Source organism: Hymenobacter ruricola (assembly GCF_015694525.1).
In the GTDB taxonomy this organism is placed as follows: domain Bacteria; phylum Bacteroidota; class Bacteroidia; order Cytophagales; family Hymenobacteraceae; genus Hymenobacter; species Hymenobacter ruricola.
The window spans coordinates 40,583-53,481 of sequence record NZ_JADQDM010000003.1 but is presented as its reverse complement, the minus strand read 5'-3'; the positions used below and the strand labels follow the sequence as shown (position 1 = coordinate 53,481).

Annotated in this window: 13 protein-coding genes; 3 read left to right on the top strand and 10 right to left on the bottom strand. The window is 60.6% G+C overall.

Going from position 1 to position 12,899, the window contains the following annotated elements:
- Positions 1-48 precede the first annotated feature (48 nt).
- On the top strand, positions 49-507 hold the full coding sequence (locus I2H31_RS08325; protein WP_196292567.1) for a tellurite resistance TerB family protein: 459 nt from the start codon (positions 49-51) through the stop codon (positions 505-507).
- Positions 508-729: 222 nt separating this feature from the next.
- On the opposite strand, the gene I2H31_RS08320 is transcribed toward I2H31_RS08325, so the two are convergent.
- The 4 genes from I2H31_RS08320 to I2H31_RS08305 all read right to left on the bottom strand — a co-directional run bounded on the left by I2H31_RS08320 (position 730) and on the right by I2H31_RS08305 (position 3,767).
- Entirely contained in the window at positions 730-1,923 is a 1,194-nt protein-coding gene (locus I2H31_RS08320) for an aspartate aminotransferase family protein (RefSeq protein WP_196292892.1), read from the bottom strand.
- A 268-nt stretch (positions 1,924-2,191) separates the two neighbouring features.
- Positions 2,192-2,683, bottom strand: coding sequence for a hypothetical protein (locus I2H31_RS08315; RefSeq protein ID WP_196292566.1), 492 nt, complete (start codon positions 2,681-2,683; stop codon positions 2,192-2,194).
- Between the two features lie 13 nt (positions 2,684-2,696).
- Positions 2,697-3,152: a hypothetical protein gene (locus I2H31_RS08310; RefSeq protein WP_196292565.1), complete on the bottom strand. Its 456-nt coding sequence runs from the start codon at positions 3,150-3,152 to the stop codon at positions 2,697-2,699.
- Positions 3,153-3,218: 66 nt separating this feature from the next.
- On the bottom strand, positions 3,219-3,767 hold the full coding sequence (locus I2H31_RS08305; RefSeq protein WP_196292891.1) for an RNA polymerase sigma factor: 549 nt from the start codon (positions 3,765-3,767) through the stop codon (positions 3,219-3,221).
- 201 nt (positions 3,768-3,968) lie between these two features.
- On the opposite strand from I2H31_RS08305, the gene I2H31_RS08300 reads away from it, so the two are divergent.
- Positions 3,969-4,202, top strand: coding sequence for a hypothetical protein (locus tag I2H31_RS08300; protein ID WP_196292564.1), 234 nt, complete (start codon positions 3,969-3,971; stop codon positions 4,200-4,202).
- A gap of 13 nt (positions 4,203-4,215) precedes the next feature.
- On the top strand, positions 4,216-5,619 hold the full coding sequence (locus I2H31_RS08295; RefSeq protein ID WP_230687593.1) for an eCIS core domain-containing protein: 1,404 nt from the start codon (positions 4,216-4,218) through the stop codon (positions 5,617-5,619).
- Positions 5,620-5,831: 212 nt separating this feature from the next.
- On the opposite strand, the gene I2H31_RS08290 is transcribed toward I2H31_RS08295, so the two are convergent.
- The 6 genes from I2H31_RS08290 to I2H31_RS08265 all read right to left on the bottom strand — a co-directional run bounded on the left by I2H31_RS08290 (position 5,832) and on the right by I2H31_RS08265 (position 12,732).
- Entirely contained in the window at positions 5,832-6,788 is a 957-nt protein-coding gene (locus I2H31_RS08290; protein ID WP_196292563.1) for a transketolase family protein, read from the bottom strand.
- 112 nt (positions 6,789-6,900) lie between these two features.
- On the bottom strand, positions 6,901-7,263 hold the full coding sequence (locus I2H31_RS08285; RefSeq protein ID WP_196292562.1) for an endonuclease domain-containing protein: 363 nt from the start codon (positions 7,261-7,263) through the stop codon (positions 6,901-6,903).
- A 117-nt stretch (positions 7,264-7,380) separates the two neighbouring features.
- The gene (locus I2H31_RS08280; RefSeq protein ID WP_196292561.1) at positions 7,381-8,808 is read right to left on the bottom strand and encodes a vWA domain-containing protein; all 1,428 of its coding nucleotides are present in this window, start codon (positions 8,806-8,808) and stop codon (positions 7,381-7,383) included.
- A 79-nt stretch (positions 8,809-8,887) separates the two neighbouring features.
- On the bottom strand, positions 8,888-9,772 hold the full coding sequence (locus tag I2H31_RS08275) for a transketolase (RefSeq protein WP_196292560.1): 885 nt from the start codon (positions 9,770-9,772) through the stop codon (positions 8,888-8,890).
- Positions 9,773-10,132: 360 nt separating this feature from the next.
- Positions 10,133-10,579, bottom strand: coding sequence for a thioredoxin-dependent thiol peroxidase (gene bcp / locus I2H31_RS08270; RefSeq protein ID WP_196292559.1), 447 nt, complete (start codon positions 10,577-10,579; stop codon positions 10,133-10,135).
- 167 nt (positions 10,580-10,746) lie between these two features.
- Entirely contained in the window at positions 10,747-12,732 is a 1,986-nt protein-coding gene (locus tag I2H31_RS08265) for a M23 family metallopeptidase (protein WP_196292558.1), read from the bottom strand.
- Positions 12,733-12,899: the final 167 nt, after the last annotated feature.

The following is a 12,899-nucleotide window of genomic DNA, read 5'->3' as shown; positions in this document are numbered from 1 at the left end:
GGTCCGATTGCGATAAAATCATCTTCCACCTCCTAATTCCCACGTTTTATGTTCGGTTTCTTTGAAAATGAGCAAGCCAAAAAAATTAAAGGGCACTTGCTGAATCTGGCGGCGCTGGCCAAAGCCGACGGCCACATCGACGCGCGGGAGATGAATTTCATCCTGGCCGTGGGCAAGAAGAACGGCCTGAGCCAATCAGAGGTGCAGGCCCTGGTGTCGGGCGCCAAAGGCACGAGCAGCGACCTGCCCACCAACGACTCCGAGCGGTTCGACCAGATTTTTGACCTCGTGGACATGATGCTGGCCGACGGCATCGTGGACGAAACGGAAATGGAGTTCTGCATCATGATGGCCGAGAAGCTGGGCTTCCGCAAGGCCATTGTGGGCGTGCTGGTCCGCAAAATCTCGCAGGGCGTGAAAGACGGCCTGCCGCGCGAGCGCATCAAAGAGGAAAGCAACTCCTTTTTGAACTACAACGAATTGCCCCGGCCCACGATAACGCTGTAGGCCTATGGCATACGCTTACGAACCCGAACGTTGCCTCAACACAAAGCCGGCCCGCCGCTCCTGATTTTGCAGGATTGCGGCGGGCCGGCTTGCGTTTCGGCGTTGAACGGTGTAGGGGCGGGGCCTGCCCCCGCCCGCCGCATGCGCCATTTCAACAATTCCGCTCAACCGAAAGTCAGCGAAGCTAACGGCGGGCGGGGGCAGGCCCCGCCCCTACCTCGTTCAATGACCGGTAACGTGCGAAATGGCCCGCAGCAGCGCCGCGCAGGCTTCGTCAATCTCGGCATCGGTGATGATGAGCGGCGGGGCCAGCCGCAGGGAGTTGTCGCAGAACAGAAACCAGTCGGTGAGGATGCCCTCGTGCTCCAGGGCGTAATCAATGATGGGCTTGAGCACGGCGAAGGACTCGAACTCCACCGCCATCAGCAAGCCGCAGCCGCGCACCGCCCGGATGGCCGGGTGCCGCAGCTGCGCCCGGAACCGGGCGGCTTTAGCAGCCACGCCCTGGGCCAGTTGCTCGTCCTGAATGATTTGCAGGGTGGCCAGGGCCGCCGCGCAACTCACCGGGTGCCCGCCGAAGGTGGTGCAGTGCCCCAGAATTGGGTTGGTTTTGAAGCCGCTCATGACTTCGGTGCTCGCAATGAAGGCGCCGATGGGCATGCCGCCGCCCATGCCCTTGGCGCACACCAGAATGTCGGGCTCGATGCCGAACTGCTCGAATGCCCACATGCTGCCCGTGCGCCCGTAGCCGCACTGAATTTCGTCGAGAATGAGCAGGGCGCCTACTTCGGTGCAGCGGGCGCGCAGAGCCGGCAGGTATTCGGGGCCGGGCACGCGCACGCCGGCCTCGCCCTGCACCGTTTCGATAATAACGGCGGCCGTGTGCTCGGTTATCAACGCCAGGTCGGCCAGCTCGTTGTGGCGGATGTGCTGCACGTCGGGCAGCAAGGGGCGGAAGCTGTTCTTGAAGCCCTCGGAGCCGGTGATGGACAGGGCGCCGTGCGTGGAGCCGTGGTAGGCGTTGAGGCAGGAAACGAGGCCGGTGCGGCCGGTGTGGCGCTTGGCCAGCTTCAGGGCGCCCTCGATGGCTTCGGTGCCGGAGTTGGTGAAATAGACGGAGTCGAGGTGGGCGGGCAGGGTTTGATGGATGGCCGCGGCCAGCCGGGCGGGCACAGCCTGCACCAGCTCGCCGTACACCATCAGGTGCAAATACTTATCAAGTTGGGCCTGGATGCCGGCCAGCACGCGCGGGTGGCGGTGGCCCACGTTGCTCACGCCGATGCCCGAAATCAGGTCGAGGTAGCGGCGGCCGTCGGGGGCGTACATGTACACGCCTTCGGCCCGCTCAATCTCCAGCAGCAGCGGGAAATCAGAGGTTTGGGCCTGGTGGCGCAGGAATAATTGGCGGGGGGTCAGGACCACGGAGTTCTTGGATTTAAGCGGATTTACGGGTTTTGTAGGTGTACTTCCACTATGACTGTCATCCTGAGCGTAGCGAAGGACCTTTTCACGATTGAGCGAAACCTTCTAACGTGAGAAGGTCCTTCGCTTCGCTCAGGATGACAGGTGGTAAGAATATTCTCTGATAAACCGACGGCGACTCGTTTCGATTATCCCACAAAAATAAAGAGGCCGCTGTGGGAACAGCGGCCTCCTGGAACCCAAGCCCGGGCTGGGCAAAAAACTAGTTGGTATCGGCGGCCGCCTGGCCGCCGGGGCCGGCCACCCGCTTGATGACTTCCTTGGTGAAGTCGCGCTCGGCCTGAAACAATTGGGCCACTTGGCGCAGGGAAATGACTTTCTGAAACTTGTCGAAGTATTCCTTCTCCAGGTTCAGCTCCTGCTGGCGCATGGCGAAGGCCTGGTTGAAATTGTCGCGAATCTGCTGGTCATTCATGCCTTCGGTCACGTCGCGGCGCAGCAGGCGGCCGCCGCGGTTGAGCTCGCGGCGCTTGGCCGAAAACTCGTTGTAGAGCGGCCAGAATTTCTGGGCCTGGTCCTGGGTGAGGGCCACGCGGTTGGTGATGAAGGCAATTTTGGCGTTTTCGAGCTGGCCGAGGCGCTGACCTTTGCGGCCGCCGCGCCCGGGGCCGTCCTGAGCGTGCGCGGCCGGGACAGCAGCCAGCAGCAGGACGGCGAAGCTAAATAATCGAAATACGGATGAAATAGAGGGCATGTGCGGAAAGGAATTACAAGTAGGTCAGGTCTTCCGACGGCTGCTCGTCGAGGGCATCGGCCACTTCTTCGGCGGAGGCGTGCAGGAAGCCTTTGGTGATGTTGGGGTGGGCGGCGGCGAGCACCGCGAGGTCGGAATTCTCGACGCGGGCGCCGCTGGTGAGCAGGTAGCCCACCAGTTCGGTGCGCGGCACGGCATCCAGCGAAGCCGTGGCGGCGGTGGCCGGTTGGGCCGGGCCGCTCAGGTAGAAGGAAGCCGCAAAGCCGCCCAGCACGGTCACCGAGGCCAGGCTGGTACGCAGGGCCGGCGTGAGCCAGGCCAACCAGCCGGGTACGGTGGCGCGGGCCGCGGCCTGGGGCAGGCGTGCCATAATCTGGGTGGGCAGTGCATCGAAATAGCCAGCGGGCGGCTCGCTCAGCAGCGGGCGGGGCCGCCGGGGGTGCGCGTCTAGCTTGAAGGAAGGTTTCATGGCTGTTGGATGGAGAACGGGGGGCGGCGTTTAACTACGCGGGTAATATTTTGTCTTTTGGCCGATTTAGTCGTCGGTGGTGCGGGTCACGTATTCTTCCACTTTTTTCACGGCGTGGTGGTAGCTGGCTTTCAACGCGCCCACGCTGGTGCCCGTTATTTCGGCCATTTGCTCGTAGGGCATCTCGTCGTAGTAGCGCAGGTTGAAGACGAGGCGCTGCTTGTCGGGCAGGCGCAGAATGGCTTGTTGCAGCTTTAGCTCAATCTCGTCGCCGGCCAGGGCGGGGTCGGCTTCGATTTTGGCGGCCAGCTCGGCGCCTACGTCGTTGAGCGGCAGCAGGAACTTGCGCCGCTTGCTGCTCAGGAAGTTCAGGCACTCGTTGGTGGCAATGCGGTAAATCCAGGTGAACAGGGCGGCGTCCTGGCGGAAGTTTTCGAGGTGCTTCCACACCTTCACGAACACGTCCTGGGTGAGGTCGTCGGCGTCGTCGTGGTCCACCACCATCTTGCGCACGTGCCAGTACACCTTGCTCTGGTACTTGCGCACGAGCTGGTTGAACGCCAGGTTGCGCGAAGCCGGGTCTTGAAACTTGAGGAGGATGTCGTGGTCTTCCAAACGGGGAGTCAAACAAGGCTGGGCGACAAAGGCGGGGGTTTGACGCGCCGGCACAGGTCGCGTTTAATGCCAACGATGAAAAAAGGTTGCCATGATGCCCCACACCGGTAGGTATTCACCAAGAAAGCAAGCTGTTACTTACCTCATTTTGCTCAAAATTTTTAGTATATTCAAGCCACTATACGCCTAATGGTTCACCGCATGCGCCACCCGCAAGAATCGCCCCGTGCCGTGGGCAAAGAGTTCAAACGCTCTGGATACGAGTTGACTGACACCATCGCCGAATGTATCGACACTATCCGCGAACTGTCGGTAGCAACTCAAGACATCGAAGCGAAGATTGAAATGATAGCTTGGGCGGGAAAAGCAGCGCAGGGCAAGCTCCAGACGCACTACTTGATTGCTTTCGCTTCCCCAAATCATACGGTACACTAACAACGCCCTGGGCATGAATACTTACGACAACAAAGCCTTCGCAGGTAAGCACCACGCGGCAATACAGCGCTTTCCTGAACGGGAAATGTTTGGGAAATCTCCTGCCGCGCTTAGCAATAGCGAGCAGCCGGCAGGCAGCCTGCAAGCAACTATAAACAGCAACTCGCGCCTCCAGCAACAAAAATCCTTTCAAGAAGCCATACAAGCCAGTCCGCACGTACAGCGGCAAAAAGCCTTGCAGGGAGCCATGGATGCCAGCCCGCGGGTGGCCCAGCGGCAAGTGGCAACACAAGCCATTGCGAAACAAGCTCAACCTGCGCGGGCCGAACCGAACAAGACTGGCCTGCCCGCTGAGCTGAAAGCGGGCGTTGAAACTCTTTCCGGTTTTTCGATGGATGACGTGAGGGTTCACTACAATTCTGCAGAACCGGCCCAATTGCAGGCTCACGCCTACGCGCAGGGAACCGACATTCACATTGCAACCGGACAGGAAAAGCATTTACCGCACGAAGCCTGGCACGTGGTTCAGCAGAAGCAAGAACGAGTGCAAGCGCAAAAGACCATTAATGAACAAGCGGTAAACGATGACGATTCCTTGGAAAGGGAAGCAACCGTGATGGGAGCCAAAGCCCTCCGCACAGCTCCGGAACGGCAACCCGCATCTGTCCTGCAGCAACGAGCTATTCCGAACCAACTGGCGCAATTGGTAGCGGTGAAGCACTACGAAAAGCCACGCGCCCCTCTCGGCAGCGGCTCGACGGGCGTTGTTCAAGCAGCAAGAGTTAGCATCGCCAGGGCCGGTAATGCAATAGATGATGACCTACTGGCTACCGCCATCGAAGAAATGCGGGAAATTGTTGAAGCGGCTGAAGCGCACAATGGAGCAGCACAATCCGGCGAGGAATACAAGCGCTTGCAAGCCCTTCTACAGCATCAGACGGTGGCCAATACACTGCCCCAAACCAGCAACGGCACATTTGGCTTGGGCGGGTCAAACTATTTTGGCACCACTCCCTTTACCAGCACCCAAGGCAGTGCCGATTTTTCGGGCGCAGTATCGGCGCTGCCAGAGTCGGGCTCAACTGAGGCGCTTGGAAACCGAAAAACAGCTCAACATGATGAAATGCTTCACATAACCAAGTTTCCTGGCCTACAGGCGCTTGCTTCCTCGCAGGGCCACTGCCTTTTTTGCTACGGCACCATCCACAAGCGCGGCTATCAGCACGGTACGTTGCGCGGGTATGAGGGTGGCAAACTCAGTGGGAACCCGTGGCCGCAAGACTGGAAGCACGATTATCTCGGCTTCACCTTAAAGCTCACATCGGCCAGAATGGACACAATAGGCTACGAAACAGCACCGGTCATACTAATTCAATCCGACTCATTTGGCGAAAGGCGCTATTTCGTCACCCGCTGAGCAGGCCAATAATTTCGGTTTCTTTTCCCTACGTACCAGCCGTTATCGTCACAGGAACGGGTTCTTTAGGGCGTCATCTGGCCCTGTTGGACGGAGCCGAATCAGAACGTTCTGAGAAATTGCTAAACAACTCCATGAAATGAAACGCCTGTTGCCGCGCAATGCCATCCGGCATTTTTTTCATCAGCATTGCGCGACAACAGGTGTTTCCACTACTTCTTCCGCTTCATCACCGCCTCCACGGCTTCCACAATGGCGGCTTCGTTGAGGTGGTATTTCTCCATCAGCTGGTCGGGGGTGCCGCTTTCGCCGAAGCTGTCGTGCACGGCCACCATTTCCAGGGGCAGGGGCTCTTCGCGGGCCAGCAACTGGGCGATGCTGTCGCCGAGGCCGCCGTTCATCTGGTGCTCTTCGGCCGTCACCACGCAGCGGGTTTTGCGCACCGAGGCGAGGATGGCTTCCGCATCGAGCGGCTTGATGGTGTGGATGTTGATGATTTCGGCGTTGATGCCTTTCTCGGCCAGCAGCTTGCCGGCCAGCACGGCCTTCCACACGAGGTGGCCGGTGGCGAAGATGCTCACGTCGGTGCCTTCGTTCAGGGTCCAGGCTTTGCCGATTTCAAATTTCTGGTCGGCGGGCGTGAAGTTGGGCACCACGGGGCGGCCGAAGCGCAGGTACACCGGGCCTTCGTAGTCGGCAATGGCGATGGTGGCGGCTTTGGTCTGGTTGTAGTCGCAGGGGTTGATGACAGTCATGCCGGGCAGCATTTTCATCATGCCCAGGTCTTCCAGAATCTGGTGAGTGGCGCCGTCTTCGCCCAGCGTGAGGCCGGCGTGCGAGGCGCAGATTTTCACGTTCTTGCCCGAGTAGGCAATGCTCTGGCGAATCTGGTCGTACACGCGACCGGTGCTGAAGTTGGCGAAGGTGCCCGTGAAGGGGATTTTGCCGCCAATGGTCATGCCGGCGGCCACGCCCATCATGTTGGCCTCGGCGATGCCGACCTGGAAAAACCGGTCGGGGTTTTCCTTTTTGAAGGCGTCCATTTTGAGCGAGCCAGTGAGGTCGGCGCAGAGGGCGACTACGTTGGGGTTGGTTTTGCCCAGCTCGGCCAGGCCCGCGCCGAAGCCGCTGCGGGTGTCTTTCGATTCGGTGTAGGGAAAGTCTTTCATGATATGTAAGGAGGTTTCGTTAGAACAAACTCCCCTCCTTTTTTAAGGAGGGGACATTTTCACGCAGTGAAAATTGGGGTGGTTGAGTCGTTGAACGACTCGCGCCCGAAAATCAAGCAGCGTGAAATTTACTTTTGATGGTTTGCAATATGCTTTCTAATGCAGACCAAATTAATTTGTTTTCAAAGCGGATGACCTGAATGCCGAGCGTATTGAGGTAGTCGGTTCGGACGGTATCGTGAGCGTTTCCAGCCGCTGTGTAATGGCCAGCGCCGTCAAGCTCAATGGCCAATCTTTCTTCAGGACAGTAGAAATCCAAAACGTAGCTGCCGACGCTGTGCTGGCGGCGAAACTTGCGGCCGGCAAGCTGCCCGCCTTTCAGGGATTTCCACAATGTCGCTTCAGCAGGTGTGAGGGCACTACGCAAGGTGCGCCGGTCATCTTTTTTCTGCGGAAGGTTGTGATAGTTATCCATGACAGATTGGTTGTTCTATTGTCTTCCAGATGGGTCGTTCAACGACTTAACCACCCCAGTTTCAGCTGCGCTGAAACGTCCCCTCCTTAAAAAAGGAGGGGAGTTTGATGTTCTAACTCATTTCCCAAAAATGGCCACCGACGTCGTTTGCCCGCTGCGGATGGTGAAGTTGCGCACATCAGTAAACTTGCTGCCGTTGCTATTGCTGGTGCGGAATACCAGCCGGTAAGCGCCCGGCTGCATGGGCAGGTTCACTTTGCTGCTGCCGCCGTAGGGCAGGTCGTAAATCCAGGTTTGCGACTCGTCATCGTTGAGTTGGTAGAGGCTGCCGTAGCCTTTCAAATCCGACGTGATATTGAGGGTGCCGGGCGCGGCGTAGGTGAAGGTGTATTCCTGGCCTTGCTTGATGGTGATGCGGCGCACGGTGCGGGGCAGCGTGAGGGCTTCGATTTCGTAGTTGCCGGCCAGCAGCTTCTGGCGGGTGCCGAAGGTGCCGGCCGTGACGGTGGCCCCCGCCTGGCTGCGCACCACCGCCCGAATGGTGCCGTAGGGGTTGGGCGTGAGGGGCGGGTTTTGCAGCCAGAGCGTGCCTTGGGGCGTTTTATAGGTGAGCACGTTGGCCTTGCCGGGGGTGATGGGGATGTTGGCCTGGCGCACGGGCGGCACGGTGTTTATCACGAGGTCGTAGCTCTGCAGGGCGTCGATGTCGAGCACGTCGGGCTTGCCCTGGGCGTCGCGGTAGTGCACGTAGTTATACTCGGGCTGCTCGGTCACGTTGTTCACGAAGGTCATGTTCACGTTCGTTTCCACGGGCTTGCCGGCGGCGTCGGTGAGGTTCACCGAGACGGTGGTTTTGCTCAGCGTTTTCGCAATGACGTCGTTCATCACCGTGCGGAAGGTGGCTACTTCGGCGGCGTTGTAGTACTGGCCCAGGCATTCGAGCTGCTTGCCAAAATCCCGCTCGGCCCCGATGCCGATGACGAAGGGCTTGAGGAAAACGTGCTTGCGCTGCAGGGCAATGGAGGCCGCGCAGGGGTCGCGGTTGCAGGATTCGAGGCCGTCGGTTATCAGCAGCAGCACGTTGCGCGACGACTTGTCGGTGGGGAAGTCGTTGGCCGACTGCTCCAGCGAATAGGTGATGGGCGTGTTGCCCTGGGCCTTGAGCTCGGTGAGCTTTTTCTTGATGGCCGCCGCGTTGCGCGGGGCAAACGGCACTTCCAGCTTCGAGTCCTGGCAGTTTTTGTCGGCGTTCGGGAATTGGTGGCCGTACACGCGCAGGCCGAGCTCCAGGTTGGGGTAGGCGTTGAGCGAGTCGACCATCTTGCTGAGCATGCGCTTGGCCACGGCCCAGCGCGGCTGGCCTTCCCAGGGCGCCATCATCGAGCCCGAGGCATCGAGCAGGAACAGGATGCGGGTGACTTTGGGCTTTTCGGGCGCGGCGTTTTGGGCGCGGGCGGCAAAACTCAGTAGCAGCAGTAATGCCCAGGCGTGGCGCCTCACCCCCCGGCCCCCTCTCCGGTGGAGAGGGGAAGCGTGACGGTTCATGACCGCGCAAGACCGGTGCCCCCTCTCCATCGGAGAAGGGGTCAGGGGGTGAGGCGTCACGTCCGGGCGGTACCACATGCTAGTAGTCGCCTTCGGTGCCCACTTTCAGCTCGTCCAGGGCGGTGGCCAGCTGCGCGTCGTTCGGGGCCACGCCGTGCCACTTGTGGCCGTCCATCATGAAGTCGACGCCGAAGCCCATTTTCGTGTCCATCACAAACATGATGGGCTTGGCTTTGCCGGCGGCGGCTACGCAGTTTTCGAGCATGGGCAGCAGGGCGTCGAAGTGGTTGCCGTCGCCCTCAAACACCTGCCAGCCGAAGGCCTTGAACTTGGCGCCAATGTCGCCGAGGCCGCCGATTTGGTCGGTGCTGCCGTCAATCTGCTGGCCGTTGCGGTCCACGATGGCAATCAGGTTGTCGATTTTGTGGTGGGCGGCGTACATAGCCGCTTCCCAGTTCTGGCCTTCCTCCAGCTCGCCGTCGCCCATGAGCACGAACACGCGCTGCTTGTCGCCATTAAGTTTTTTGGCCTGGGCGGCGCCGCAGGCCACGCTCAGCCCCTGGCCCAGCGAGCCCGAAGCCACGCGCACGCCGGGCAAGCCCTCGTGGGTGGTGGGGTGGCCCTGCAGGCGCGAATTGAGCTTGCGGAAGGTGCTCAGCTCGCTGATGGGGAAGTAGCCGGAGCGCGCCAGACACGAGTACATGGTGGCCGAGGTGTGGCCGTTGGACAGGAAGAATAGGTCCTGGTCCTTGCCGTCCATGTCGAAGGGCTCGGGGTGGTGCTTCATCACCTTGAAGTAGAGCGCGACCAGCAAATCGGTGATGCCGAGCGAGCCGCCGGGGTGGCCCGAGTTCACGGCGTGCACCATGCGCACGATGTCGCGGCGCACCTGCGTGGCAATTTCCTTGAGCTCTTCGTTGCTTTTTTCGGGTTGTTCAACGGTCTTGGCGGTGGTGTCGGTCATGGTCGGAAAGTTGGGTTCAATGAGGTAAAGGTAGCAACGCGCGGGAAGGACCTACCGGCATTTGTTGGTCGCTGGCTATTGCAATCGGTTACGATAGGCTGTTCTGCCAGTGCAACCGGTTGCAGTGCGCTTTGCCGGACGGAAACGGGCACTGCAACCGGTTGCAGTGGGCTTCGCCGGACGGAAATGGCCGTTGCAACCGGTTGCACTGGGCCAAGCTGCGCAGAAACGGGCGTTGCAACCGGTTGCACCGGGCTACGCCGGACGGAAATGGCCATTGCAACCAGTTGCAGCGCCCTTCGCCGCCCGCAAATGCCCGCTGCAACCGGTTGCAACGCCCGTTACCAGGCAACATGGCGGCTAGAGCAGCTGCGCGGCGTGCTCTTTGGTGTCGACTTTCTTAATCACCTTCTCAATCACGCCGTTTTCGTCAATCAAAAACGTGGTGCGGACGGTGCCCATGTAGGTTTTGCCGTAGTTTTTCTTTTCCTGCCACACGCCGTAGTCATGCACGATTTTCTTCTCGGTATCGACCAGCAGCGGGAACGGCAGGTCGTACTTCAGGGCGAACTTCTTGTGCGCCATTTCGCCGTCGATGCTCACGCCGATAACCTGAATATTGCTCGCTTTGAGCTCCTCCTGGTGGTCGCGCAGGTTGCAGGCCTGGGCGGTGCAGCCGGGCGTGTCGTCTTTGGGATAGAAATAGAGGGCCACTTTCTGGCCGCGCAGGTCGTGCAGGCTGATGGTGTTGCCGTCCTGGTCCTGGGCGGTGAAATCGGGGGCGGGTTGGCCGGGTTCGAGGGGCATGGGGCGTTGGGGGTTGAGGTGTGAAGGCAGGATAACGTCTGTCATCCTGAGCGCAGCGAAGGACCTTCTCACGCCAGCGGCAGTGATTACTGCAAACTGTTAAAGCGTGATAAGGTCCTTAGCGTGATAAGGTCCTTCGCTGCGCTCAGGATGACAAATAAACAACGCTACAAGCTCAGCGGAATCACCCGCTCGTTGCCGGCCTGGTCGGTCAGGCGCAGCTCGGCGGGGCCGTGCAGGCGGGGCCCGAGCGTGTCGGAGGCCACGGTGAAGAGCAGGGCTTTCTTGTGCTCGTAGCGCAGCAGCCGGAACTTGCCGCCGATGAGTAGCCGGTAGCTTGCCAGGCCCGACATGTCGTCGCCCACTGTAAACGACAGCTGCCCGCCCGCGCGGCCCACCAGGCTGCCGCGGGGCGCGGTGGTGTCGCGCAGAATGCGGTAGGAAGCAAACTGGCGGATGTTGGCCGTAATCTGGCCCTTGTCGTCCCACACGCCGCCCAGGTAGGCCTTGCCGCCCTTGGCCGTGGCCGCGTAGATGGCGGTGCGGCGCGGGTCACTGGGCGGGGTGGCGGGCTTGAGGGTGAGCACGGCCGTGTGGTAGAGCGGCAGCAGCGGCGAGCCCACCGTCCAGAAACCGCTGCCGGTGGCCTCGGGCTTGAAGCCGGTGCTCAGGTAGAGGTTGCCGAAGAGGGTTTCGAGGCCGAAAACCAGGTTGAGGTGGGCCGTGGCGTAGCTCGTTTCCTGGCCCGCCGGAATCATCACCTGCCGGTCGAATTTCTTGGTGATGGCACCGAAGCGGATGGAATCGGGCAGGCCGGCGCGCAGGTCGTAGAGGTACACGTTTTCGCTGTTCTGCGTGTAGCTGGGCCGGATTTCGAGGCGGCGGGTTCCGCGCAGCAGCGTCAGGTTGGCGGCCACCGAGTCGGGGCTGGGGTCGGCCACCACGGCTTTCAGCAGGTTGCGCGTCACCTCGAAGCGCAGGGCCGTTTTCTTCACGGCGGCCGAGCGGGTTTTGAAGTAGTCGGGCGCTTCGCCGCGCAGCACCAGGTGCAGCTGGGTCTGGTTGTTGTAGGAGTCGGCCAGCGTCACGTCGAGGGCGTAGAGCTTGCCGGCTTCCACGTTCAGGCGGCCTTTGGTGGGGCCGGTGGCGTACATCGGCAGGTCGTTGCCGTCGTCCACCCATAGCTTTTGCAGGGTGCGGCCCTGGGTGTTCTGGTAGAGGAAATCGACGAAGTTGCCCACCTGCCGCGTGCCCGTGGGGAAGGGCACGGCGTCGATGGTGTGCTGGTAAAACGGCTGGCCGTTCACCGTCATGCTCACCCGCTGAATGCCGTTTTTGTTCCACGCGTTATCAAACCTATCAAAGCCCTGCACCAGCAAGCCCACCGTGCCGAAGGCGCTGATGGTATCGGCCCAGGTGGTGGCCACGCCCGGCCCGGGCAGCACCTTGGGCACAAACACGGCCTTGGCAAACACCCGCTTCACCCGCGCCTCAATGCCCAGGGGCTCCAGCGCAAACGCCTGCAGCGAAGGCGCCACGTGGTCCTGAATTTCGGGAAAGCCGCCCCACTGCAGCGGGTTGTACTGCCGGTCCTGGGCGTCGCGCACTTCCCAGTGCAGGTGCGGGCCGGCCGAGCCACCGGTGTTGCCGCTCAGCGCCACCAGCTCCCCGCGCTTCACCGGAAACCGGTCCTTCTCGAAGAAGGCCTCCAGCTCGTAGCTCTGCTTGTCGTATTGGCGGCGCAGCAGCTCGGCCGCAAACGCACCTTTGAACTCATTCAAGTGCCCATACACCGTGGTCAGGCCGTTCGGGTGCGTGATGTAGAGCACGTTGCCGTAGCCAAACGACGACTGTTTGAGGCGCGAGATGTAGCCGTCGGCGGCCGCGTACACGGGCTGGTTCACGCCGCCGCCGGTCTTGATGTCGAGCCCGCCGTGGAAGTGGTTGGGCCGCAGCTCGCCCATGCTGCCGGCCAGGAAATTGGGCTTACCCGGCGCGATGGGAAACATGAAATAGCCATTGGGCACCGTGGGCCGGCCCGCTTTCAGCATCTCGCTGATGGTGCTGCGGCTGCGTTCTGAGGTATCGGCTTCCTGCCCTCCTACTCGGCCGGGCAGCCCGGCCAGAAAGGCCAGCGCCAGACCAATTATCAACTTCGCTTGCTTCTTCAACTTGTACTCTATTCAAATGGAACCGTCATGTCGAGCTTGTCGAGACATCTCGCGTGCTTTAGTAATCCAATCATTTGAGTTACTAAAGCACGCGAGATGTCTTGACAAGCTCGACATGACGTTCTGGATTCGTAATTAAATAAACGCCC

Bases quoted from the DNA above. Each gene is read 5' to 3' on its own strand.
- I2H31_RS08295 (WP_230687593.1), top strand. From the start codon at position 4,216: ATGAATACTTACGACAACAAAGCCTTCGCAGGTAAGCACCACGCGGCA.
- I2H31_RS08285 (WP_196292562.1), bottom strand. From the start codon at position 7,263: ATGGATAACTATCACAACCTTCCGCAGAAAAAAGATGACCGGCGCACC.
- I2H31_RS08280 (WP_196292561.1), bottom strand. From the start codon at position 8,808: ATGAACCGTCACGCTTCCCCTCTCCACCGGAGAGGGGGCCGGGGGGTG.
- bcp (WP_196292559.1), bottom strand. From the start codon at position 10,579: ATGCCCCTCGAACCCGGCCAACCCGCCCCCGATTTCACCGCCCAGGAC.
- I2H31_RS08275 (WP_196292560.1), bottom strand. From the start codon at position 9,772: ATGACCGACACCACCGCCAAGACCGTTGAACAACCCGAAAAAAGCAAC.
- I2H31_RS08290 (WP_196292563.1), bottom strand. From the start codon at position 6,788: ATGAAAGACTTTCCCTACACCGAATCGAAAGACACCCGCAGCGGCTTC.
- I2H31_RS08315 (WP_196292566.1), bottom strand. From the start codon at position 2,683: ATGCCCTCTATTTCATCCGTATTTCGATTATTTAGCTTCGCCGTCCTG.
- I2H31_RS08325 (WP_196292567.1), top strand. From the start codon at position 49: ATGTTCGGTTTCTTTGAAAATGAGCAAGCCAAAAAAATTAAAGGGCAC.
- I2H31_RS08300 (WP_196292564.1), top strand. From the start codon at position 3,969: ATGCGCCACCCGCAAGAATCGCCCCGTGCCGTGGGCAAAGAGTTCAAA.
- I2H31_RS08310 (WP_196292565.1), bottom strand. From the start codon at position 3,152: ATGAAACCTTCCTTCAAGCTAGACGCGCACCCCCGGCGGCCCCGCCCG.